The sequence below is a fragment of the Sphingobacterium gobiense genome (assembly GCF_002980575.1).
Lineage (GTDB): Bacteria > Bacteroidota > Bacteroidia > Sphingobacteriales > Sphingobacteriaceae > Sphingobacterium > Sphingobacterium gobiense.
In genome coordinates, this window is record NZ_PVBS01000001.1 from 36,127 (window position 1) to 58,294 (window position 22,168).

A 22,168-nucleotide genomic window follows, 5' to 3' on the forward strand; every position below is an offset into this window, starting at 1 on the left:
GATTAGAGAGGGTTTAACGTCTTTTCTTCGACCTCTTTGAGCTCTATCCGGACAGCATATGAACTGGGCCGTACGCCCCGTCCATATCGAAAAGCGTAATGTTTAGTAAACTCCGCTCCAAAATACAAGATTGCTGCAGAATAATATACGAAACTCAACAAAATTATAATCGAACCGGCTGCGCCGAACGAGCTCGCAGTAACATTAGAAGATAAATACCAAGAGATAAGGGATTTCCCTAATAGAAAGAGTAGCGCGGTGAAGATTGCGCCCCATAATACGTCGCGAAAACGTGTTCTGGCATCAGGAAGAAAAGCAAAAACACATGCAAATAAGGTTGCGATAATAAAAAATGATACTCCGGTGTTTATCAGGCTAATCATCTGCAAATTGATATTGGGGATATATTCCCCTAAGAAATCACCCACTTTGCCCATTAACAGGCCAATAACACTACTAAGAATAAGCGAGGCCATAAGGAGAAATCCCAAACCTAAAATCATGGAAAAAGAAAGAAGCCGGTCCAAAATGATTTTAAGCCACCCCTTTTTGGGTTTCACTTTAATATGCCATATCTCGTTGATGGAGTTTTGGATGTCGACGAAAATAGTTGTAGAAGAGAAAACAAGTACACCAATACCGATGTAAAGGCCAATACTATTTTTACTTTCCAAGGATATTTTTTTGATGGCATTATCCAACATGGTGGCGATATCTGGACCAAACAGCTGATTAAGCTCCATCATAATCTCGTCGCGCGCTCCCGTTGGGGAATCCATTTGGCTACCATAAAAAAAACCTAGTGACCAAATTAAGATCAAAATTACAGGACCAATTGAAAACACCGTGTAATAAGCTAAAGAAGCACTTTTTTTGAGACATTTATCGTTAAGAAAACTATTGACGGTATCCAGTAACAATTGTCCAAACCCTTTTAATTTTTGCCAAAGTGTTTCTCTTTCCATATGTGCATCTCTCTTCTTTATTGTTCGTATAATCGATTACGTATTTCTTCCGTGTTTTTTAGAATGACTTTTCGTTTCAGACTCAACTTTGGCGTCAATTCGCCATTGTTGATGGTCCATTCATTGGGTAGAAGCTCAAACTTTTTTACTTTTTCCCATTGTCCAAAGCTCGTATTTAGGCGGTCAATTTCCCGCTGGTATTTTTCGATGACCTGTGGATCTTTAACGATCTCTTCTCTGGAAACAAAAGATATGCCTTTATGTTTATACCATTTTTCCAATTCCTCAAAAGCGGGTACAATCAGCGCAGCGGGGAAGCGTTGGTTTTCACCCACGACCATGACTTGCGCAATCAGTGTAGACTCCATCAATTTGTTTTCTAACACTTGCGGTGCCACATATTTGCCGCCCGCAGTTTTAAACATTTCCTTTTTTCGGTCGGTAATTTTAAGGAATCCATCAACTGTGACTTCACCTATATCGCCCGTGTGGAAATACCCTTGTTGATCGATGACCTCACCCGTGGCCTCTTCATTTTTATAGTATCCGGGACTAATGCTCGGCCCCTTGACGAGAATCTCTCCGTCATCGGCAATTTTTACGTCTAGATTCTTCAATACCCGTCCTACTGTGCCAAATTTCACGTCGGTATCAACATGGGAGTTGACTGCTATAACGGGAGACGTCTCCGTTAGACCATAACCTTCTAATACTTTAATCTCCGCTGCCCAAAAGATACGTCCCAATCGCTCTTGAAGAGCGGCACCGCCTGATATAATCAATTTGATGTTCCCACCGAGCGCTTCTTTCCATTTGGAAAAGATAAGTTTACGCGCGATACCAAGTTGAAACGAATAGAAAATACTGTTTTTAGCGGGTTCTTGATAACGGTGTCCCAAATTTACCGCCCAGAAAAACAAAGCCTTTTTGATACCTGTTAATGCTTTTCCTTTTTCGATGATTTTATCGTACACTTTTTCAAGGACACGCGGCACCGTCGTGAAAATTTGTGGTTTTACATCGTTGATGTCCTCCACAATATTGTCGAGGTTCTCTGCATAATAAATTTGTATGCCTTTGGAAAGATAAAGATAAACAACCATCCGCTCAAAAATATGACATAAGGGCAAGAAGCTTAATGCCTTGGTGGTGTCTTTGGGAACAAGATGTTGACAAGCTTCTACGTTACTAAGGATATTTTTATGTGTGAGAAGCACGCCTTTCGGTTTTCCGGTTGTGCCCGAAGTGTAGATCAGCGTGAGCAAATCATCGCTTTGGACGGCGTCCTTGTAAGGTTGCAAATCAACCTCTTGTGACGCGCCGATATCAATTAGTTTTTGGTAGCTCGGTTTATCTGCCACGTCGTCAAAGGTGTACATATCTATGGACAATTGCTGTCCTTGTATAGCCTGATCCACTTTATGCGCCAATTCAGCATTACTTGCGAAGAGTACTTTCACTTCTGCATCATTTAGGATATGGGAAAGGTCCTGTGGAGATAGCGTTGGATATAATGGAACGATGGCGACTCCGAGCTGGTTACAAGCGAAGTCTACAATGTTCCATTCGGGGCGGTTCCCTGACATTAGGGCTACTTTATCACCTTTTTTCAAACCTTCTGAAAGAAGGGCTTTGCTTAAGTTGTTCGCAAGCGTTTTAAAGCGCTCACTAGTGTAAAGTTGCCATTCTCCGTTTCTTTTACCTGCAACCATACAGGTGTCTGTAGAGGTATAGTCACCTAAGATATCAAATAATCTATTTAGCTTACTCATATATCGCTCCTGTTATGAGGTTTACAATCTGTTTTCCTACACTAAGATAACGTTTTATCAATAAAAAGTGTTAACACAACGAAAATAAAGGAGAGAATGATAACAGAATTTAACTTTTGAACGTTTAAATAAAGTATTACTTTTGGCGTACGAAAAAACTTAGTTTTATATTCATGAAGAAAGCAAATTGGCTGTTATTGACATTAGGGATTATTTTATTTTCATTTGATACATCATGGGCGCAATTGGACAGCCAACATGCTGTTGGGGGACGCTTTGGAAGTGCTACCGGTTTTAGTTACCGCTATACGCTGGCAGACGACCGGGCAATGGAAGGTATTTTAAGTGTTCAGAGTAATTCCAAATCAAGACGTTTCCGATTGGTTGGACTTTACCAATATCACAAACCGCTGGATATAGCCGAGAATTTTACTTGGTTCTATGGTTTTGGTGGTAGTATTGGAAGTTTTCGGCATAAGGAAGTGGTAAGGACCTGGGTTAATGACCAAGGCCATACCGTTACGGAACGCACCGAACCGAAGTCGGAGCTAGCGTTGAGTATAGATGGTGTTGTAGGTATAGAATACCATATCCCGACAGCACCGCTTTCCATTTCGCTGGATGTTAAACCCTATTTTGATTTTCTGCAGGAAAGCTCCATCAAATTGATCGACCCCTTTGGCTTGACGATTCGGTATAAATTTTAGCAGAGGATCGAAAAAGGCATGCGTACAAACTTCATGGTACGCATGCTATTATCGCTATTATATCCTATCAATACCTATTTTCATGACCAAACCTTCAAACTCATCTCTGTTTCCAGCAGCTTTATTCCTCATTTTTGTTCGGTAATTATAAATAGTTGAGACCGAGTAGCGGAGAAAATAAGCAATTTTTATGCTGTCGGTAATACCTAAGCGGATTAGCGCAAAAATACGAAGCTCAGGAGTTAAATTACTAGGAGCTTTAAAACTGATTTTTTCTTCTTCTAATAATAGCTTATTTATTTCTTCGACAAAATTTGGAAATAAACGCAGGATTGTTTCATCAAAATTTTTATAGAATTTTTCAAGATTATCTTTGGGATCTAATGATGAATCGATGAATCTCGACAGCGCTTGTTCTCCCTTCGTTTTCGCTATTTTTTGGGCTTTCAGCCTGAATTGCTCTATTTTCGAAAGATAATCGGAAAAATGTCCTATGTATAAACCAATGTATTCTTCCTTAAGAATATTTGAATCCGAAAGACTCTGATTGCTTTCCATCAATAGTTGGTTGGACCTTGATAATTCGTCCTTGGTTATGGTTAGTCTTTTCTTTTGTTTATATACATATGCCAATGTAAAGAGAATTAATGCTAATAATAATACGATGATCACCAGGATAGTTAACAATAGCATTTGACGTTCGTCTTCTTTTTTTTGATATGCCTTATCAATAAAATCGAACATTTCGGAAGATTCAAGTGTCCGGAGTCGGGCGTTATAGAATATGGCATCCTGCATCGAACATTTCATATAGCTATATGCTCGATTGACGTCTCCATATTCAAATAGTACAACGGCTAATCTCCGGAGCGACATGTACTCTTTTACCCCACTTTTGATATCTGCTATTGCAGATCTTGCAAGATATTCCATAGCTTTGTCAATATCCTTTTTTTCTTCATATACTTTAGCTATAGAATACGATAAAATAGCGGCCTCCCGCTCCTCGGGATCCACTTCGGCGTATGCTTTGTGAAGGTCAGTTAAAGCTTTGTCATATTGTTTTTCCTGTTGTATGAGACGTTCTGTGTTAACATATATATAGTCCATCGGTGATAATGTTTCTCCGGAAACCAATCTGTTCCTCAGTGACCCTGCCGATGCCTCGTATCTCTTTTTTTCATCATTATTTTCGGAGGCTTTTATTAATAGATTATAAACGGAGAGTTTTGTATATAGATAAAATGTTTTTAGGCCATCGGAGATTTTCAACGTATCTATATTATCCAGTATATCGGTAGATTCCTTGAGCAACCCCATCGTTTTTAATATACGGACACGGAAGAGCTCAGAATCAATATACTCCTCATAATCGTTGGCCTGCAGTGCATACTTTTCTAATTTTCGGGTATATAAAAGTGCCGAATCTGTCATAAATACAATATAATGAAGACAGATTTCTTTCGTAACGGCAATTTGATCTTTCACATCGGAGGATAACTGTAGTGTTGCCTTTAAACTATCGATACGTTTTTCTTTTTTTGCTGTATATAAATCTTTATCCTGAATGGCATCATCTAATACATGCAGTAGCGAATCAAGCTGCCCATTGTATGCATTAGCTGTATGGACTGAAGATATCAGAAATATGAGTAATAATAATGAATTTTTCATACTTGGTATAATTCGGATCGATTAACTACAAAAAGGGTTCGATAAATAATCGGATAAAGATACTTTTTTTAAAACTACAAAATAATATTCTATAACCATCTAGATGTGAAAATACACTTTTTTAGTACTTGTTTTTATTAGAAAAACGACTGCAAAGTTCCAAAAGGATTATAATTAATACGTGTATCTACTACATTATGTCTATGTCTTATTTGTATTAAATATCTGTACATGAATATCTTGTGTATTGTTGCTCCTATATTTTTACTACATTGAAGGAGCCTATATGAGAGAATGTATCAAAATCCGATAACTTTGATTTCTCAGAACTAAATTATAAATCTTTGCCCATGGTAATTTCGCTAGATGAAAAATGCCTGCATAATCCTTTATCAGAATAGCAGTTACTGCAAGTATCCTGGACTATGCAAAGCGACCGTACAGGAGATATGTGCATCCTCGATAGAATACAATTAATTTATCAGTTTATAACGACATCTATGAGACGAAGAACATTTATTCAGAATTCCGCTATACTTGGAGCAGGTATATTGGCTCACAATTTTTCTTTTGCTAATTCAGGTTCCGCGTTTCCTCTAGTCAGGACTAGGGAAAGAGACAGACACTTTAACAGTGACGTCATTGAGAAACTTATCAAGGAGTTCCAATCCAATGTAGCAGACAAGGAACTGGGCTGGCTGTTCAACAATTGTCTCCCTAACACCTTGGACACTACGGTATATGATGAGTCAACTCCAGATCAAAAGCTAACGTATGTCATTACCGGAGATATTGATGCGATGTGGCTACGGGATAGCAGTGCGCAGGTATGGCCGTATCTGCCTTTTATGAAAAAGGATGAGAATCTTCAGAACCTAATTCTTGGACTGATTAACAAACAGTCCAAATGTATCAATATCGATCCCTATGCCAATGCGTTTTACAACGACCCAACCAAAAAGGGCGAATGGTTTTCAGATCATACCGATATGATGCCCGGAATTCATGAGCGTAAATGGGAAATCGACTCACTCTGTTATCCCATACGGCTCGCTTATGCCTACTGGAAAGAAACAAACGATACGACACCCTTTGACAACGAATGGGACCAAGCACAAGAAAACATCTATAGGACGTTTGTCGAGCAACAGCGTAAAGAAAGCCTAGGTCCTTATAGATTTGAACGTACGACACCACGTGGAACAGATACCTTGCAAGTCGACGGATATGGCTACCCGGTCAATCCGGTAGGGTTGATCTGTTCAAGTTTTCGTCCATCCGACGACTGTAGTATGTTCTTATTTCTGATTCCGTCCAACCTATTTGCCGTGGTCAGTCTGCGGCAGTCGGCCGACATATTGCGCAAAGTCAGAAACAACAATGAGTTGGCGGCTAAAATGGAGCGTTTAGCCAATGAAGTTGAAGATGCGGTTAAGCAATATGGTATCATTGACCATCCTGTGCACGGTCGTGTTTATGCTTATGAAGTAGACGGATATGGCAGTCACATGATGATGGATGATGCCAATGTCCCAAGTCTATTGTCTCTGCCTTATCTCGGTGCGGTGGATGTCAATGATGAGATCTATCAACGTACCCGGCGATTCATATTGTCGGAAAATAATCCGTTCTATTTTAAAGGAAAAGCCGCTGCAGGAATCGGCGGGCCACACATTGGTCGTGATATGATATGGCCTATGGCACTTGTTATCCAAGCGCTGACGTCAATAAACGATGAAGAAATACGTCAATGTATCAAGACGTTGAAAAATACCCATGGTGACACTGGATTTATGCACGAATCGTTTCACAAGGATGACCCAACGAATTTTACCCGGTATTGGTTTGCATGGACAAACACATTATTCGGTGAATTATTATGGAAGACATACAAAGAGAAACCGGATTTGTTAAGATAAAAATAACCACAAAAATCACTGCATAATAAAATGAAAGAAAAAGTATCTTTTACAGAAAAGAAGTACCTGATAACACTTGTTTTCGTTACTTCCTTATTCATGTTTTGGGGAATTGCCATTACTATGGAAGATGTACTAAACAAACATTTCCAATCGGTACTAAATGTTTCGAAAGCGGATTCCGGCTTGGTTCAATTTTCAATCTTTGGCGCATATTTTATTATGAGTATTCCCGCCGGATTGTTTATGAAGAAGTTTGGATATAAGAATGGTGTTTTGTTAGGCTTGGTTCTTTTCGCTGTGGGATCATTCCTGTTTGTTCCTGCTGCTAATGCTGTTTCTTTTGGCTTTTTCAGAGTAGCACTTTTTATTCTTGGCTGTGGCCTGGCTACATTAGAGACGGTCGCCCACCCTTTTATGGCATCATTGGGAGATCAGCGTAGCAGCGAGCGTAGGGTAAATTTTGCGCAGGCATTCAATGCGGTCGGTACGATGATCGGTCCGGCGATAGGGACCTATTTTCTGCTTCGAGGTACGGGTCTTTTACCACACGAAGGGTTGGATTCCGTAAAGAACCTGTATACCATCATAGGCATTGTTATTTTACTTATTGCAGTCTGCTTCTCGTTTGTGAAAGTACCCTCGTTCACAGATTCGCATGTCGATGCGGACAAGATAAATGCAGCAGCGGTCAATGTAGACCTAACCCCCGAGAAAAAACTGTTCCACCATAGACATTTTGTATGGGCCGTAATTGCACAGTTCTTTAACGTTGCCGCACAAGGAGGTACATGGGCGTTTTTTATTAATTACGGACATGAGGTAATGGGATTCTCCAGTGAAAAAGCAGGAAGCTATCTGGTGTTATTTATGGGAATGATGCTGTTGGGGCGGTTCGTGGGCACATTTTTAATGAAGTTTGTGGCAAGCCATAAACTCCTGGCTGTTTACGCACTGCTTAACGTGCTGATGTGTGTGGTGGTAGCCCAAGGATGGGGATGGGTTTCTTTCCTTGCGTTGTTATGTATCAACTTCTTTTTCAGCATCATGTTCCCTACCATTTTTAGTTTGGGGTTGAAAAATCTGGGTGAACATACGCAGCAAGCTTCGTCTTTTATTTCTATGGGAGTTGTTGGGGGAGCTGTATTTCCATTTTTGATGGGATTGGTTGCCGATACAGATATTGCTGCAGCCTTTTACTTACCAATAGGATGTTATATCATTATATTTTTATACGGTGCTAAACTCTACAAAGTGCAGCACGCCTTAATGCCTAATCGCCGGTAAGCTAATTATTAATATTATAAACCATATAAACTATTATTTTATGAGAGAAACATGTATAATAATCTCATTGCTTATTTATCTTTGTGGGTTTGACGTTGATAGTTATGTTCAAGCAGGCCATTTTTGATTTTTATGAAGGAGTTCGGATTAAAAACTGGTATAGCAATACTTGGGAAAATGAATACTATGATGATATGGGCTGGCACGGCTTAGCGCACATGAGAGCGTTGGAAGCCACAAATGACCAGCGACATGCAGAGTCCTCAAAAAACTTATGGCGCTGGATTACGGAAGGCTGGACCGACTACGAAGGCGGCGGGATCAAGTGGCGCAAACAGTCGGATGACCTCGGCGAAGCAAAGGGTATCCCGGCAAATGGCCCTGCGGCAATAATTGCTGCAAGGCGATATGTGAAATATCCCGAAGAAAGTCATGGTGGATTTAACAATCTCGAATGGGCTCAAAGAATCTATGATTGGATGAAATACAACCGTACCATCCTTTCATCAGGAAGAGTATTTGAATACTTAGACAACACCAATAATGATTTTTCCTATAATGTGGGGACATATATAGGAGCAGCATTGGAATTGTATGATATTACTGGAGATAAAATCTATTTCGACGATGCGATAAAGGTTACGACCTATCACATTACCTACAATGTAGACAAAAGCTATGGTGTACTGACCGATTATGGGGAGCAGCCTGGCGGAGGCAGCGGCCACGACGTCAACCTGTTCAAAGGCATATTTATCCGTTACTTTATCTTATTGATTCAGCATCCTGATCTCCCGGTTGCCGACAGAGATCGCTACATCAAATTTATAACGAACAATGCCGAATATTTATGGATGGCGGGTACACAAAAATCGCCCGATATCAAGTTCAGCTACAGCTGGTGGAAAAATCCGGGTGATGCCGAGACTTGGGGAGACTTGCGGTCTGCCCTCAGTGGTACCATGCTAATGGAAGCAATGGCGACATTAAAGGGTGAAGGCCTAGTAGATTAAAGATTAGCTGAGCCGATTTAGCAAATAAAAAATAACAAAGGCGCATAGCGTATAAGTTAGCACAAGATTTATAAGAAAAAAACATGTTAAAGTATTGTACTATAGTAATTTTATCTTTTTGGGCAAGTGTGACGTTTGCTCAATCGTCCAAAGGGAAACTTACCTCGGTAGATATGTTGAGAGCTGCGGATAGCTCGTTGGATGTAATTCTAAAAAAGTATGGAAGCAAAAACACCTTTTTACTTCGGGAGAATTTCCCAGTTGATGAGCGTTACAAAGCAGACTATTTAGGCAATGGCGCTAGCGGCAAGCAGGAATATGCTTATCTCTGGCCGTATTCAGGAGGTTTGTCTGCTACGGTTGCGCTCTATGAGCAAACCAAAAGCAAAAAATATAAATCCATCATCGATAAACGACTAGTCCCTGGATTAGAAGAATATTATGACGATAAAAGAAAGCCAGCAGGATATGCTTCTTACATCTCATCTGCACCCGTATCTGACCGTTTTTATGATGATAATATCTGGATTGGGATCGATTTTACCAATCTCTATCTGTTAACAGGTGAGACGAAATACCTGGAAAAAGCAACGGTAGTCTGGGATTTTGTTTATAGTGGGCATGATGATTTACTCGGTGGGGGCATTTATTGGTGTGAGCAAAAAAAGACATCTAAAAATACCTGTTCTAATGCGCCTGCGGCTGTTTTTGCATTGAAATTGTATGAGGCTACCAAGGAGAAAAAGTATTTGGAATTGGGTAAATCCCTATATGAATGGACTAAAACCAACCTTCGAGATGTAGATGGTGTTTATATGGACAATATTCGTTTGGATGGCAGCATAGACCGAACAAAATATCCATATAACTCTGGACAAATGATCGAAGCTGCTGCTTTGTTATATAAGATAACGAAAAAGCCACATTACCTAGAAGAAGCGCAAAAGGTCGCTAACGCCTCTTTTCGTCATTTTTTTGAGACAGATGGCTCACAACGATTAAAAAATAGTGATAACTGGTTTATCGCCGTAATGATGCGTGGATTTGTCCAGCTTTATAAATTAGATAACAACCCAGCTTACTTGCGTGCATTTCATAAAAACTTGGATTTTGCTTGGACTGCCAATCGAGATGAAAATGGTCTTTTTTACAAGGATTGGAAAGGGGAGAAGAAAAATGAAAGAAAATGGTTATTAGACCAATTTGCTATTGTTGAAATGTGTGCCAATATTGTAACTTTAAAATTATAGAGACGTCGCTACGACGTCTCTATAATTTTTTACACGGAAAGCCAGATCTCGCCTATTCTCTTTTCTGTAGGTGTTGCATCCGGCTTTTCTCGAATAGACCATTGCTGTTTGGTTGAACGGCGAAGCGGAGCATGGATAGTACGTATTAAACCATCTCGGGAAATCAAGATATCCACGATTTCATCTATTTGACCGTTTTGCAGTATAAACTCCAATTCCTTCCCCGCGGTATCAAGTCTATTGCCATTTATAGCAATAAGTTCGTCGTCCACATTTAACCCTGCGTTCCAGGCACCTGAATCTCGTTCGACATTTTTAATAAGCACGCGCCCGTCTTGGTTTGCTGTTTTGATTCCCAAAGATAATTCTTGCTTGTCACTATTCAGGTCAATCAATTCGTATCCTGCACGATTGAAGTAACTGTTGTAGTCTAGTTCTTCGGTGCTGTGGGCGGCGTCGAAAATCGTTGAAAGATTAACGCCTGCTATGGCTTCTGCTAAAGCCTGAAATGCTTTCTCTTCAAAACCGCTATTTTCTTTTTTGTAAAAAGCGTGATAGGCCGCTCGAAGTACGTCATCTAGGCGCTTCTTACCATGTGTTTCTGCCAGAATGTAAAGGTCCAACGCAACGGCTAGCATCGCGCCTTTATTATAATAGGATATACTTGAATTTGCGGAGTTTTCATCGGGTCTATAATGTTTTATCCAAGCGTCAAAACTGGCTAAAGCTGCGGATTGGATGCGATAACCTGGCCGATTGTACACCTGATTAAAATCGTTGGCGAGCATATCGAGATACTCCCCGATGGAAAAGAAACCACATCGCCGGATAACGAGATTGTCGTAATATGATGTGAATCCTTCCATTATCCACAGGCCTGTTGTATAATTCTCTGCATCATAGTTGAAGGGCCCTAGTTCTTTTGGACGAAGCCTTTTTACATTCCATAGATGAAAATATTCGTGTGCCACGAGGCAAAGAAAGTTTTTATAAGCATTAGGTATTTGATACGCATTTCGACTAGCGCCCAAAACAGTAGAGTTGAGGTGCTCTAGCCCACCACCCCCTGTTTGATAATTGTGGGTAATAAAAACGTAATTTGTATTTGGATTCTCTCCCCATAAAGCGGTCTCTGCTTCAACGATTTTTGTGATATCAGACGTTAATTGTTGCTTGCTATAATTTCCGCCTCCTACCATGGCAAACTCATGTTGGACACCGGACGCTTCGAAATACCATATGTCTTGGTTCCCAATTTCGATAGGAGAGTCATACAGTATATCAAAGGTTTCGGCATAGAAAGTTTGGCCATCGTTTGTCGCTTTTGGTAAACCTGTTGAAATATGATGCCACTTTTCTGGTCGTATGACCTGTACAGTACAAGAGAGGTCCACATGGTTCTTGATATGCATAAACGTAGCTGCAGGACTAAGAAAAGCATGATCTTCGTCGATTATATTTGTCCTCACCGATATTTCGAAACCATATACTCTATACCGTATTTTAGTATGACGGGGTGGATTATGTACCCGCCATGTATTTTTAGAAATCTTTATACACGCAATACGGTCTTCTCCTGAAAAAGCTTCGACAAGCTCTATATGACGCTCATATTCGCGAATCAAATAGGAGCCTGGCGTCCATACAGGCATGCCGATGTCCAACGTCGTTTCGGCGAAATCGGTGATATCCATTTCGACTTCTACATAGTGTGTTTGAGGTTCGGCAAAAGAAAGGGTAAAGTGTATACGCGTATCTAACATGATTTGTATCTTTTATCGCAAAGCTACATAGATTGAAGCAAGCTTCAAAAGTATTTTATACACGAAAAATTGTTATCTTTGGAATGCACAATATAAATTTAAACAGCATATATGATATTAGTTGCAGATAGTGGTTCTTCCAGTTCTGATTGGATGCTTAATTTACCAGATAGTGCACCTTTATCCTTTCGTACAAAGGGATTGAATCCATTTTTTGTAAACGAAAAAGAAATTGCCCGTGTGATGCAGGAGGTACCAGAAATAATACCTTATGCCAGCGAGATTCATGAAGTTCATTTTTTCGGCGCGGGATGTGTTACACCCGATAGGCGGGAGATTGTTTCGAATGCGCTTACAGAAATTTTTCCGACGGCATTTGTTTCCGTAGAAAGTGACATGCTTGGGTGTGCCTATGCTACCTGTGGACGTAGTAAAGGCTATGTTTGTACGATAGGCACCGGGTCGGATATTGGCTATTATGACGGTGAAGAACTTCATCAAAGTGTACATGGCGTAGGATATGTGCTGGGCGATGAGGGATCTGGCGCTTGGTTTGGCAAACGGCTTATCGTTGATTTTCTTTACGAGAAGATGCCAAAAGATCTTTACAAAAAATTTGCAGAAAAATACCGAGTCAATAAAGATATCGTCATTCGGAACCTTTACCAAAAAGACCGTCCGAATGCTTACTTAGCATCCTTTGCAGAATTTATGGCTGAAAATCGGTTGCATCCGTATATTGATACGTTATTAAAAAACGGATTTGACGAATTTATCCGTACCCATGTGATTACATATCCGGACTTTTGGGAGTATAAAGTCAATTTCGTCGGCGGTATTGCTTATCACTTTGATTTGCAATTGCGCGAAGTCTGTGAGGTATTAGGTGTTCGTGTTGGATCGATTTTAAGTAATCCGATAGAACAATTATTCCATTTTGTTGTTGAAAGAGAAACGAAATTGATCATTAAGTGATCAACCAATAGTAATACACAATATCGCGAAAAGTTAAGCATACGAATCACGAATAAATAAAAAATAATAATGAATATAATAACAAGCATCGTGTTATGGGCTTCGATAATGTCGCCGGCAACCTCGATCTATGATTTCAATTTCACATCGATCGATGGAAAGGAAGTGAAGATGTCGGATTTTAGAGGTAAAAACATACTTATTGTCAATACGGCTTCAAAATGTGGTTTTACAAAGCAATACAAAGATTTACAGGCTTTACACGAACAGGACATTAATCTGGTTGTCATCGGTTTTCCTTCTGATAATTTTGGTGGACAGGAACTTGATAGTAATACGGAAATCCAAGATTTCTGTGAAAGAAATTATGGTGTCACTTTTTTATTGTCTGAAAAAATTGACGTGAAAGGTAAAAACATTAATCCGCTTTTTGCATTTTTGATTTCGCAGGAAAATCCGGATTTTACAGGGGATATTGAATGGAACTTTGAAAAGTTTTTGATCAATAAAGAGGGTAAATTGATCCATCGTTATCGTTCTCGTACTAACCCGTTGGATAAAGCGATTGTCAGCAAATTATAGGTGTCTATCCGCTAGCCCAAAATAACAGGCGCGGCAACGGGGTTCGTAGCTCTTCTTTTCTCCTAAAAGAATACGATCTTCACTTGTCGCTATCCGATAGGAATAGGCGGCAGGTGCACCACATTGTACACAAACAGCATGTACTTTTGTGACATGTTCTGCCGTAGCCATAAGTGAGGGGATTGGTCCAAAAGGAAGCCCCTTGTAATCCATATCCAATCCAGCGACGATAACACGAATGCCTTTGTTGGCAAGCTGCACACAAACGTGAGGAAGCTCATCATCAAAAAATTGAGCCTCGTCAATACCGACTACCTTTGTTTCTGCACTCAATAGCAGAATTGCCGAGGAATGGGCGATTGGCGTGGAGGGAATACTGTGGTTATCGTGTGAAATAACGGCGTGATCGCTATAGCGAATGTCCATTGCCGGTTTAAAAATCTCAATCGGTAATTTAGCGAATTGTGCTCTTTTCATCCGCCGGATGAGTTCTTCGGTTTTACCGGAAAACATGGAGCCGCAAATAACTTCGATACTACCCGCGTATCTATTCTTTTGGATAAAACTATGTTCGGAAAACAGCATGGGATCCTTTGAATTATTCTTCACTATAAGCTGTGCTAATATCGAAATTATATCTTAAATTTGAAGATAAGAAGATTGTTTTTAAGCAAATGAGGTATCTATCAGATAAATAAATAAAAAATGGCATATACAAAGGAATCTATATTTTCAAAAATAGGAGAGTTGTTGGTGGAGATTAAGGACGATTACACAGCCCTATCAGATAAAAATATTTCAGAATCAGATGAGGTCTTGCTGTTATTGGAAGCAAAGGCTAAATTTCTAACGAGCCATATCGAAGTATTACGAAAAGTAGCTGTACACATATCTCCACAATTAGAAAAAGATCCTATACCCGCTGTTGCTCTAGAGGAAGAAACGGATGAGCAGTCGGTTTATAACGAAGTTCAAGAAGTGCCACAATTAGAAGAAGCGCAGCAGGAAGAAGCTGCAGAAACCGTTCAGGATGATCAGCGAAAAACTATTGGAGAAACCGAGTCGGCAGTTGATGAACTGCAGGTCGTTGAGCAAAAACAAAAGGAGGCACCTCCACTGGTAGAAAATCCAGCGGATATCGCCGCGGACGAAGAGGAGCCGCTAGCACCACAAATACAATCGACACCCATTGAAAAGGGGGAACAGCCGGAGCAAATCGTAGAGGAGGAAAAAAACGCTGTAAAAGAAGAAATTAAGTTTCCGGATACGCCGGAGAAGGATTCGGAGACAACGGTTGTCGCTAACGAAGTGGTAGAAGAACCCAAGGAAATTGTATTGGAAGAAAATTGGAACACGCCAGCAGTAGAGGAAGAGAAACCAGTGCGCCCTTTGACATTGAATGAAATTCTTGAACAACAACGTAAGGCGGGAGTACACAACACGCCTGCATCGTTATTTTCGGCTGCTACTGGAGCAGAAAAGGGTAAAATAGTGGATCTCAAATCTTCCATCAGTCTGAACGATAAACTCTTGTTCATTAAAGATTTATTTAATGGTTATTCCTTGGCTTATAGTGAAGCAATTGAACTTCTGAATAGATATACTACTTTTGCGGAAGCGGATGCTTTTCTTCAGACAAATTACGCATTGAAAAATAATTGGGCGGATAAACCGCAAACGGTAGAGAAACTGTACACAATTCTGCGGAAAAAGTTTATGCTATAAAAGAACGGGAAAACCGTCCGTTCTTTTTTATGCTATATCAAAGGGTACCCAGTCCGTTCCTTTCCGTCCATAGATAAAATATTTCGGTTGTACAATTTCCGCACATATTTCTATATCGTGTAGAAAATCGGTACGCTCCATTCCAAAATTTCGTTTTTGGATAATGTAAACGTTATTTGATTGTACAGCGCCTGTTCTACATAATATCTCATCTTGAAGAAGGCCGGGAAGATCTGTGTAGAGCTTCTCGTTATCTTGAATAACGAATAGGTGTGACGGATTATCGTATTTCTCCACAAGCAGTTTTCCTCCTGCAATAGCGATGCTGTCTGCAAGCTGTTCGTTAAACAGAGGTTGGAAGCCAGATTGTTGTGTTAATATAAGTGTCGAGGGACGTTGATCTTCAGGGATGAACCTAAGTTTGTGTATAAGTATATTGACCTCTTCCTCGAGATCTTCAGCCAGATTTGGCTCCGTTTGTTGCATATATTGGAGTAGTGTGATATAAAAATTAAGATCTTGCATGTGCGTTCCGTTCGTTAAATTGCTGCAAAGTTAAGTTTTTCTTCTTTCTTTTTCGCGCCGAAAAAGAAAGAAAGCCGAACGAAGTGAGCTCATGGATACCAAAGTAAACACGAATCCATAAAGCTTGTCACTTCGGATATTTGAAACAATTTGTAGTGCAAGAAATGTGTTTCTACATACTTCAAATACCCAGAGGCGACAGTAAGTGTTAATATGGGATAATGCAGTCTTCCCCTTTCAGATATTGTCCTTATGTTATAGATTTTGTAAATTGCATCATAAATTGGAGGAATAGCTTATGTTTGATAAATTATTTGCGGCGCAGCAAAAAGCTGAAGAGGTAAAAAAACGTTTAGATAGCATTTCTGTTTTTGGAGAAACAGAAGGAGGTAAAGTGAGGATTGTCGCTTCGGCTAGTAAAGAAATAAGAGAAATCACTATTGATGACGAATTTTTGAAGCAGCTCGATGACAAGGAGGAATTAGAGGAGTTGTTGGTCGTTGCATTGAACAAAGCTCTGCAGCAGGCAGAAAACGTTAGCCAAGCAGAGATGCAAGTGGTATCGCAAGATTTACTTGGTGGTCTCGGGGGCATAGGGAATTTATTCGGCGGTAATAAATAGTATTACATAAGATTAGTGGCTTGATACAAAATGAAGATATATGGAAGTTACTTACTACGGACAATCATGTGTAGCGTTTGATTTTAAGGGCAGCAAGGTTTTATTAGACCCTTTTATTACTTTTAATCCATTGGCAAAAGATGTCGATGTCAATGTTCTTAGCCCTGATTATATTTTTTTAACGCATTGCCATCAGGATCATGTCGCAGATTTGAAAAATATACAATCGAATAGCGGCGCCACTGTGGTGGCCATCGTAGAGACGGCAGCATGGGTAAGAAAGCAGGGGGTACCAGACGACAAGGTTATTGAATATAATTTTGGTGGAACACTTTCTTTACCTTTTGGGAGGATAAAAATGGTTTATGCCTTGCATACGAATAGTACGCCCGAAGGAGATTACGCAGGCATGCCTGCGGGTTATGTGTTTTTTGTGGGGGATAAAAAAATTTATTTTGCAGGAGACACAGCTTTGACGTTGGAGATGAAGTTACTGGAAGATTTACAATTGGATTGGGCGTTTCTGCCTATTGGGGGGCATTATACAATGGACGTAGACGATGCTATTAAAGCTGCCCAATTTGTAAATTGCAAAAATATTATTGGGGTGCATTATAATACTTTTCCGCCTATTCGTATCGACATGGAAGAGGCTAAGCGGAAATTTGAAGCAAACGGATTGCATTTGCACTTGCCGAAAATTGGTGAATCGATTGTGTTATAAAGACGTAGAGACGGGCAATTGCTCGTCTCTACAAAAGAATATTATTGATTCTTCGCCGCTCTATTGATGTGGTATACCACCAAATCATCTATTGGCGAGCGGATGATCTTGCCGGCTTCCATTCCGTAGCGCTTAGCCGTCTCTTCTAAAACATTACGGAAATTATAGGCTACAGAGCCAATACAATTGAAAGTATATTTCTGATAATCGGGATATTTACTAACTAAATTGTTAAAGAATGTGTCAAAAGCCTCTTCCACTATATTACGGGTATACTCCATATTAACATTATTGTCGTACACAAATTTACTGAAACTGGCACAGAATCTGTTAGCTAGCGGCTTTGTATAAACGTTGTCCATAATTTCATCGGGGGTAAGTTTATATGTTTCAAAAAACAGTTCCTCCACCGCTTTTGGCATTAATCCACGAATAAAGTCCGTTAATAATTTCTTTCCTATATAACTTCCACTTCCTTCATCTCCTAGTATATATGCCGCAGAATCAATGTTATGCGTAATTTTCGCTCCGTCATAAATACAAGTATTTGTACCTGTTCCTAAAATTGCGGCAAAACCAGCTTGGTCTGCCAGTAATGCACGTGCAGCGGCAAGCAAGTCGTGACCAACTTCTACCTTAGCATTTGGAAATACTTTCTGCATGGCCACTTCTACGATTTTAGTCTTCTCCTCGTTATGTACACCTGCTCCGTAATAGTTTACTTCGGTAACGTTTTCAAAAGGCAAATCACTGGGCAGTCCTTTTTTTAACGAATTAACAATATATTCACTGTCGACAAAATAGGGATTGTAACCCTCTGTGTTGAAGTATATCTTTTTGTTTGAGTCATCTAACAAACACCAGTTTGTTTTTGTCGATCCTCCGTCCGCAATGATTATCATTATAGATTTGGTTTTATTGTGTTATGTTTTTGTTGCTAATTTATTTTTTAAATTTTTACTAATGCTTGCCCGAAAATACGTGTTTATGTTTAAAAACAAGAATTTTAGATTTAAAAAAATAAAACGATATGATAAAATGAATGTGTTTTTTTTATAAAAAAGCCTTTTAACGCATCGCTAACGTGGTTTTTTTATAGACTGTTTTTTTTAAAAGCTTAGTGTATTTTGTACAATATGTTCTCCGGTGATCAGGAAAATCTCTTTTTCGTTTGGTTGGGTTAAAACAATCTTGGATTATGGACGTTATAATAATAGTCGTCGTGGGATCTTAACGTCTCTGTTCGTTAGGAATGGACAATTCGAAAAAAAATATTTTACAAATTTTCTTTGAATATACAAATGTTATATTATTTTTGTGCCAATTCTCAGATTTATCCTAGAGACGGGGCGAATAGCTTACTTTAATTTAAATAGAGTTATGTACCCCTATCATATTTTTAGCACATCTAAAATAATAAAATAGCATTTGCTAGAAATGAAATTTGGATGAATTCAACAAAATAAAAATCCTATATCTCATAGTAAAAAGTTAATGGATATTAATGCACTAAACACCAAGCTCGTGTCAGAGTTACGCGAGATTGCAAAAGTATTGGGCATCAGTGATGCTGATAAATTGCGTAAACAGGAATTGATTGATCGTATTACTGTTATAGCGAAGCAATCTGCCGAAGATGATGATCAAGAAGGAAAATCGGTCGAGGTCCCAGCCGCGGAAAGGGCGAGAAAACGAGTCAGGACATTAAAAACAGAGCCTGTGGCGATAACTAAGCGGACATCTCCAGCTGATTCGGCAAAAGCGGATGAGGTTTCGTCAACGGAACCGAAGTCTGAAACCAACGGAACAAGCGAACAAGAATCAGCTACCACCTCTAAGGTAGAAAGTTCTTCTCCGGTACTGCCAACAGATTTTGATAATGTGATCGTTAATGAAGGCGTATTGGAAATTATGCCGGACGGCTACGGTTTTCTGCGCTCATCAGATTACAACTACTTGACATCTCCGGATGATATCTATGTTTCCCAATCTCAGATTAAGTTATTTGGGTTGAAAACTGGTGATAATGTACGTGGCTCTATCCGTCCACCCAAAGAAGGGGAGAAATATTTTCCGTTGGTTCGAGTAGAATCGATCAATGGTCAAAACCCAGCAGAGATTCGGGATCGGGTACCGTTTGATTATCTGACACCATTGTTTCCAGATGAGAAACTTAACCTTGACTTGGGAGCAGGCAACCATTCAACTCGCATTATGGATCTCTTTACCCCTATTGGTAAAGGTCAGCGTGGATTGATCGTCGCTCAACCTAAAACAGGTAAGACAAATCTATTAAAGGAAGTCGCGAATGCGATTGCCAAAAATCACCCTGAAGTTTATTTGATTATCTTGTTGATTGACGAGCGTCCGGAAGAGGTAACTGATATGGCGAGAAGTGTACGCGCTGAAGTGATTTCATCGACCTTCGATGAGCCTGCGGATCGTCACGTTAAGATTGCCAATATTGTGTTGGAGAAAGCGAAACGAATGGTAGAATGTGGACATGACGTGGTTATTCTATTAGACTCCATTACGCGTTTGGCTCGTGCTTATAACACCGTCGCTCCTGCCTCAGGGAAAATCCTATCGGGTGGGGTAGATGCCAATGCTTTACACAGACCAAAACGTTTCTTTGGAGCGGCACGTAACATCGAGAAAGGTGGCTCACTGACAATCTTGGCAACGGCATTAACAGATACTGGTTCAAAAATGGACGATGTGATTTTCGAAGAATTTAAAGGTACAGGTAACATGGAGCTTCAGCTTGACCGTAAATTGGCTAATAAACGGATTTTCCCAGCGATCGATTTGACAGCTTCTAGTACGCGCCGTGATGATCTACTTGTAGATCGCGATACATTGCAACGTATGTGGGTGCTACGTAACCATTTAGCAGATATGAATTCTACGGAATCAATGGAATTCCTGTTGACACAAATGCGAGGAACGAAATCAAATGAGGAATTTTTAATTAGTATGAATAGCTAATTCCTTTGATATTTTCTATTTTTAAGCCATCCTTTGCCTTCAAGGGATGGCTTATATTTTTTGTAATTCTAATGAAAAAACACATACCTAATACGTTAACTTGTCTCAACCTTTTCAGTGGTTGTATAGGTATTCTATTTGTATTAAAGGGAGAATTTCTGTTCGCATTCTACTGTGTAGTTGCTTCGGGAATATTTGATTTTTTTGATGGAATGGTGGCTCGACTGCTTGGTGTTAAATCAACGATCGGGAAAGAATTGGATTCTTTGGCCGATGTAATAAGCTTTGGTTTTTTGCCGGGGGCGGTATTGTATAAATTATTAACGGTAGCTACAGATCATGTTTACTTGCCTTATTTGGGATTTGTAGTCACTGCATTTTCTGCATTGCGATTAGCAAAGTTTAATGTAGATGAACGACAAGCAACTGAATTTATAGGACTTAATACCCCCATGAATACTTTCTTTATTATGTCCTTACCTTTTATTGCTGAGGTGCATCCGGCTTGGATATATCAGCCGTGGGTATTGCTTGTTATCGTGGCAATTGTCAGTTTCCTACTGATATCCGAAATCCGTTTATTTAGTATGAAGTTGTCCTCACTGATGTGGAGTGAAAATAAGTTTAGATATATTTTCCTGTTTATCAGTATCGTTCTTCTATTCGCGCTCCAATTTTTGGCTTTGCCACTTATTTTGCTTTCCTATTTTATTTTCTCGCAATTGCATTTTAAGGTACAAAGACAGCAAGATAAATACAGGTGATGTTTTGCTGTGGATGGTTATAGCCTATTCCGGTAGTCGACGATTTCCTGTAGTAGCGTTGATATCTCCTTATCGATATCGGAGAACAAAACATGGATATATGAATTCTCAGCGCCACTTTTTCCGGCATTCTCCAGCTGTTGTAGTTTTTCTCGCAAGGTTTGAGCCCCAATATATTCCATTGTCGGTTTTATATGATGCGCTTTGTTTGCTATTTCAACGGGTAGCGCCGATGTAACAGCTTCCTTTAACGCTTGTAAATCAATCGGTATCTGTTCTTGGTACAGATCAAGAAATTGTTTGATCAACGCTTCGTCGTTCATTAGATTTTCTTGGATAAGCGAAGGACTAATCAGTTTGTATCGCATTGTCGTCGTTTGGATTATAAGGATGTACAGTTAAGTTATCTTCACATTTTGCTAACAAGTCATTTGTTGTTATCCCTAATTTTGGATGCTTAAAAAAGGGAGCAACTTCCGCAAGCGGAACTAACACAAATCGTCGATCAGGCATATATGGATGGGGAACAATTAAACGTTCGTGTTGAATGCAGTCGTGGTTAAAATACAAAATGTCAATGTCGATTACCCTGGCTCCCCATTTCGATATGCGTACGCGGCCTAGATCATTTTCGATGGTTTGCACCTTGTCCAGGATATCCAAGGGCGAAAGTGAAGTCGACACTAATGCCACTTGATTAAGAAATTTAGGTTGATCTGTTACCCCCCATGCTTCCGATTCGTATAGCGACGAACAAGCCGCTATCTTTCCTACCTCGCTTTCAATCTTTTCAAGAGCCCTTGCTAATTGCGTGGCGGGGTTGCCCAAATTTGCACCTAATAACAAAAACACTTTATTCATCATCTAAAGATAAAGCTAATCTATTTAAATTTCGAATTCTTCAAAATAAACC

At 39.7% G+C, this 22,168-nt stretch carries 21 protein-coding genes; 12 read left to right on the top strand and 9 right to left on the bottom strand.

Features of this window, described 5'->3' with window-relative positions; all coding sequences use genetic code 11:
* Positions 1-2 precede the first annotated feature (2 nt).
* Entirely contained in the window at positions 3-965 is a 963-nt protein-coding gene (locus tag C5749_RS00140) for a YihY/virulence factor BrkB family protein (protein ID WP_105721910.1), read from the bottom strand.
* A 17-nt stretch (positions 966-982) separates the two neighbouring features.
* The gene (locus C5749_RS00145; protein WP_105721912.1) at positions 983-2,737 is read right to left on the bottom strand and encodes an AMP-dependent synthetase/ligase; all 1,755 of its coding nucleotides are present in this window, start codon (positions 2,735-2,737) and stop codon (positions 983-985) included.
* A gap of 173 nt (positions 2,738-2,910) precedes the next feature.
* On the opposite strand from C5749_RS00145, the gene C5749_RS00150 reads away from it, so the two are divergent.
* Positions 2,911-3,444: a hypothetical protein gene (locus C5749_RS00150; protein WP_105721914.1), complete on the top strand. Its 534-nt coding sequence runs from the start codon at positions 2,911-2,913 to the stop codon at positions 3,442-3,444.
* Positions 3,445-3,501: 57 nt separating this feature from the next.
* Here the strand turns inward: C5749_RS00150 and C5749_RS00155 are convergent, their stop codons facing one another.
* Positions 3,502-5,118, bottom strand: a complete 1,617-nt coding sequence (locus tag C5749_RS00155; RefSeq protein WP_105721916.1) for a DUF6377 domain-containing protein — start codon at positions 5,116-5,118, stop codon at positions 3,502-3,504.
* Positions 5,119-5,618: 500 nt separating this feature from the next.
* Between C5749_RS00155 and C5749_RS00160 the strand changes: the two genes are divergently transcribed.
* The 4 genes from C5749_RS00160 (at position 5,619) to C5749_RS00175 (ending at position 10,587) form a co-directional block, all read left to right on the top strand.
* The gene (locus C5749_RS00160) at positions 5,619-7,037 is read left to right on the top strand and encodes a glycoside hydrolase family 125 protein (RefSeq protein WP_105725042.1); all 1,419 of its coding nucleotides are present in this window, start codon (positions 5,619-5,621) and stop codon (positions 7,035-7,037) included.
* Between the two features lie 30 nt (positions 7,038-7,067).
* Positions 7,068-8,324 carry a sugar MFS transporter gene (locus C5749_RS00165; protein ID WP_105721918.1) on the top strand — a complete coding sequence of 419 codons (1,257 nt, stop codon included), beginning with the start codon at positions 7,068-7,070 and terminating at the stop codon, positions 8,322-8,324.
* Between the two features lie 104 nt (positions 8,325-8,428).
* Positions 8,429-9,337, top strand: coding sequence for a glycoside hydrolase family 76 protein (locus C5749_RS00170; protein ID WP_105721920.1), 909 nt, complete (start codon positions 8,429-8,431; stop codon positions 9,335-9,337).
* 83 nt (positions 9,338-9,420) lie between these two features.
* A complete protein-coding gene (locus C5749_RS00175; protein ID WP_105721922.1) occupies positions 9,421-10,587 on the top strand; it encodes a glycoside hydrolase family 76 protein in 1,167 nt (388 codons plus the stop codon).
* A 29-nt stretch (positions 10,588-10,616) separates the two neighbouring features.
* On the opposite strand, the gene C5749_RS00180 is transcribed toward C5749_RS00175, so the two are convergent.
* Positions 10,617-12,350 carry a M61 family metallopeptidase gene (locus tag C5749_RS00180; protein WP_105721924.1) on the bottom strand — a complete coding sequence of 578 codons (1,734 nt, stop codon included), beginning with the start codon at positions 12,348-12,350 and terminating at the stop codon, positions 10,617-10,619.
* A gap of 111 nt (positions 12,351-12,461) precedes the next feature.
* Between C5749_RS00180 and C5749_RS00185 the strand changes: the two genes are divergently transcribed.
* Both C5749_RS00185 and C5749_RS00190 read left to right on the top strand, forming a co-directional pair.
* Positions 12,462-13,325 (top strand): N-acetylglucosamine kinase, encoded by an 864-nt coding sequence (locus C5749_RS00185; protein WP_105721926.1) that lies wholly within the window; start codon positions 12,462-12,464, stop codon positions 13,323-13,325.
* A gap of 69 nt (positions 13,326-13,394) precedes the next feature.
* The gene (locus tag C5749_RS00190; protein WP_105721928.1) at positions 13,395-13,907 is read left to right on the top strand and encodes a glutathione peroxidase; all 513 of its coding nucleotides are present in this window, start codon (positions 13,395-13,397) and stop codon (positions 13,905-13,907) included.
* On the opposite strand, the gene C5749_RS00195 is transcribed toward C5749_RS00190, so the two are convergent.
* Positions 13,902-14,492: a thymidine kinase gene (locus C5749_RS00195; RefSeq protein ID WP_105721930.1), complete on the bottom strand. Its 591-nt coding sequence runs from the start codon at positions 14,490-14,492 to the stop codon at positions 13,902-13,904. The two genes, C5749_RS00190 and C5749_RS00195, sit on opposite strands and share 6 nt — an antisense overlap.
* A gap of 120 nt (positions 14,493-14,612) precedes the next feature.
* Here C5749_RS00195 and C5749_RS00200 point away from each other — a divergent pair, with 120 nt between their 5' ends.
* Entirely contained in the window at positions 14,613-15,632 is a 1,020-nt protein-coding gene (locus C5749_RS00200; RefSeq protein ID WP_105721932.1) for a hypothetical protein, read from the top strand.
* A 27-nt stretch (positions 15,633-15,659) separates the two neighbouring features.
* Here C5749_RS00200 and C5749_RS00205 read toward each other — a convergent pair whose 3' ends face one another.
* Entirely contained in the window at positions 15,660-16,157 is a 498-nt protein-coding gene (locus C5749_RS00205) for an ABC transporter substrate-binding protein (protein WP_105721934.1), read from the bottom strand.
* Between the two features lie 298 nt (positions 16,158-16,455).
* On the opposite strand from C5749_RS00205, the gene C5749_RS00210 reads away from it, so the two are divergent.
* Both C5749_RS00210 and C5749_RS00215 read left to right on the top strand, forming a co-directional pair.
* Positions 16,456-16,779: a YbaB/EbfC family nucleoid-associated protein gene (locus C5749_RS00210; RefSeq protein WP_105721936.1), complete on the top strand. Its 324-nt coding sequence runs from the start codon at positions 16,456-16,458 to the stop codon at positions 16,777-16,779.
* Between the two features lie 40 nt (positions 16,780-16,819).
* The gene (locus C5749_RS00215) at positions 16,820-17,503 is read left to right on the top strand and encodes a metal-dependent hydrolase (RefSeq protein ID WP_105721939.1); all 684 of its coding nucleotides are present in this window, start codon (positions 16,820-16,822) and stop codon (positions 17,501-17,503) included.
* Positions 17,504-17,544: 41 nt separating this feature from the next.
* On the opposite strand, the gene C5749_RS00220 is transcribed toward C5749_RS00215, so the two are convergent.
* The gene (locus C5749_RS00220) at positions 17,545-18,405 is read right to left on the bottom strand and encodes an N-acetylglucosamine kinase (RefSeq protein WP_105721941.1); all 861 of its coding nucleotides are present in this window, start codon (positions 18,403-18,405) and stop codon (positions 17,545-17,547) included.
* 592 nt (positions 18,406-18,997) lie between these two features.
* Between C5749_RS00220 and rho the strand changes: the two genes are divergently transcribed.
* Complete coding sequence (gene rho, locus C5749_RS00225) at positions 18,998-20,491, top strand: transcription termination factor Rho (RefSeq protein ID WP_105721943.1); 1,494 nt, start codon at positions 18,998-19,000, stop codon at positions 20,489-20,491.
* Between the two features lie 71 nt (positions 20,492-20,562).
* On the top strand, positions 20,563-21,255 hold the full coding sequence (gene pssA / locus C5749_RS00230) for a CDP-diacylglycerol--serine O-phosphatidyltransferase (protein ID WP_105721945.1): 693 nt from the start codon (positions 20,563-20,565) through the stop codon (positions 21,253-21,255).
* Between the two features lie 17 nt (positions 21,256-21,272).
* On the opposite strand, the gene C5749_RS00235 is transcribed toward pssA, so the two are convergent.
* Together C5749_RS00235 and folK are read right to left on the bottom strand one after the other, a co-directional pair.
* A complete protein-coding gene (locus tag C5749_RS00235; RefSeq protein ID WP_146113633.1) occupies positions 21,273-21,623 on the bottom strand; it encodes an Hpt domain-containing protein in 351 nt (116 codons plus the stop codon).
* A complete protein-coding gene (folK, locus tag C5749_RS00240) occupies positions 21,604-22,119 on the bottom strand; it encodes a 2-amino-4-hydroxy-6-hydroxymethyldihydropteridine diphosphokinase (protein WP_245893566.1) in 516 nt (171 codons plus the stop codon). The genes C5749_RS00235 and folK overlap by 20 nt, the downstream gene beginning before the upstream one ends.
* Positions 22,120-22,168: the final 49 nt, after the last annotated feature.

What these genes read in the sequence shown, in the direction of transcription:
- C5749_RS00140 (WP_105721910.1), bottom strand. Translation starts at nt 965, where the DNA reads ATGGAAAGAGAAACACTTTGGCAAAAATTAAAAGGGTTTGGACAATTG.
- C5749_RS00145 (WP_105721912.1), bottom strand. Translation starts at nt 2,737, where the DNA reads ATGAGTAAGCTAAATAGATTATTTGATATCTTAGGTGACTATACCTCT.
- C5749_RS00150 (WP_105721914.1), top strand. Translation starts at nt 2,911, where the DNA reads ATGAAGAAAGCAAATTGGCTGTTATTGACATTAGGGATTATTTTATTT.
- C5749_RS00155 (WP_105721916.1), bottom strand. Translation starts at nt 5,118, where the DNA reads ATGAAAAATTCATTATTATTACTCATATTTCTGATATCTTCAGTCCAT.
- C5749_RS00160 (WP_105725042.1), top strand. Translation starts at nt 5,619, where the DNA reads ATGAGACGAAGAACATTTATTCAGAATTCCGCTATACTTGGAGCAGGT.
- C5749_RS00165 (WP_105721918.1), top strand. Translation starts at nt 7,068, where the DNA reads ATGAAAGAAAAAGTATCTTTTACAGAAAAGAAGTACCTGATAACACTT.
- C5749_RS00170 (WP_105721920.1), top strand. Translation starts at nt 8,429, where the DNA reads ATGTTCAAGCAGGCCATTTTTGATTTTTATGAAGGAGTTCGGATTAAA.
- C5749_RS00175 (WP_105721922.1), top strand. Translation starts at nt 9,421, where the DNA reads ATGTTAAAGTATTGTACTATAGTAATTTTATCTTTTTGGGCAAGTGTG.
- C5749_RS00180 (WP_105721924.1), bottom strand. Translation starts at nt 12,350, where the DNA reads ATGTTAGATACGCGTATACACTTTACCCTTTCTTTTGCCGAACCTCAA.
- C5749_RS00185 (WP_105721926.1), top strand. Translation starts at nt 12,462, where the DNA reads ATGATATTAGTTGCAGATAGTGGTTCTTCCAGTTCTGATTGGATGCTT.
- C5749_RS00190 (WP_105721928.1), top strand. Translation starts at nt 13,395, where the DNA reads ATGAATATAATAACAAGCATCGTGTTATGGGCTTCGATAATGTCGCCG.
- C5749_RS00195 (WP_105721930.1), bottom strand. Translation starts at nt 14,492, where the DNA reads ATGCTGTTTTCCGAACATAGTTTTATCCAAAAGAATAGATACGCGGGT.
- C5749_RS00200 (WP_105721932.1), top strand. Translation starts at nt 14,613, where the DNA reads ATGGCATATACAAAGGAATCTATATTTTCAAAAATAGGAGAGTTGTTG.
- C5749_RS00205 (WP_105721934.1), bottom strand. Translation starts at nt 16,157, where the DNA reads ATGCAAGATCTTAATTTTTATATCACACTACTCCAATATATGCAACAA.
- C5749_RS00210 (WP_105721936.1), top strand. Translation starts at nt 16,456, where the DNA reads ATGTTTGATAAATTATTTGCGGCGCAGCAAAAAGCTGAAGAGGTAAAA.
- C5749_RS00215 (WP_105721939.1), top strand. Translation starts at nt 16,820, where the DNA reads ATGGAAGTTACTTACTACGGACAATCATGTGTAGCGTTTGATTTTAAG.
- C5749_RS00220 (WP_105721941.1), bottom strand. Translation starts at nt 18,405, where the DNA reads ATGATAATCATTGCGGACGGAGGATCGACAAAAACAAACTGGTGTTTG.
- rho (WP_105721943.1), top strand. Translation starts at nt 18,998, where the DNA reads ATGGATATTAATGCACTAAACACCAAGCTCGTGTCAGAGTTACGCGAG.
- pssA (WP_105721945.1), top strand. Translation starts at nt 20,563, where the DNA reads ATGAAAAAACACATACCTAATACGTTAACTTGTCTCAACCTTTTCAGT.
- C5749_RS00235 (WP_146113633.1), bottom strand. Translation starts at nt 21,623, where the DNA reads ATGCGATACAAACTGATTAGTCCTTCGCTTATCCAAGAAAATCTAATG.
- folK (WP_245893566.1), bottom strand. Translation starts at nt 22,119, where the DNA reads ATGATGAATAAAGTGTTTTTGTTATTAGGTGCAAATTTGGGCAACCCC.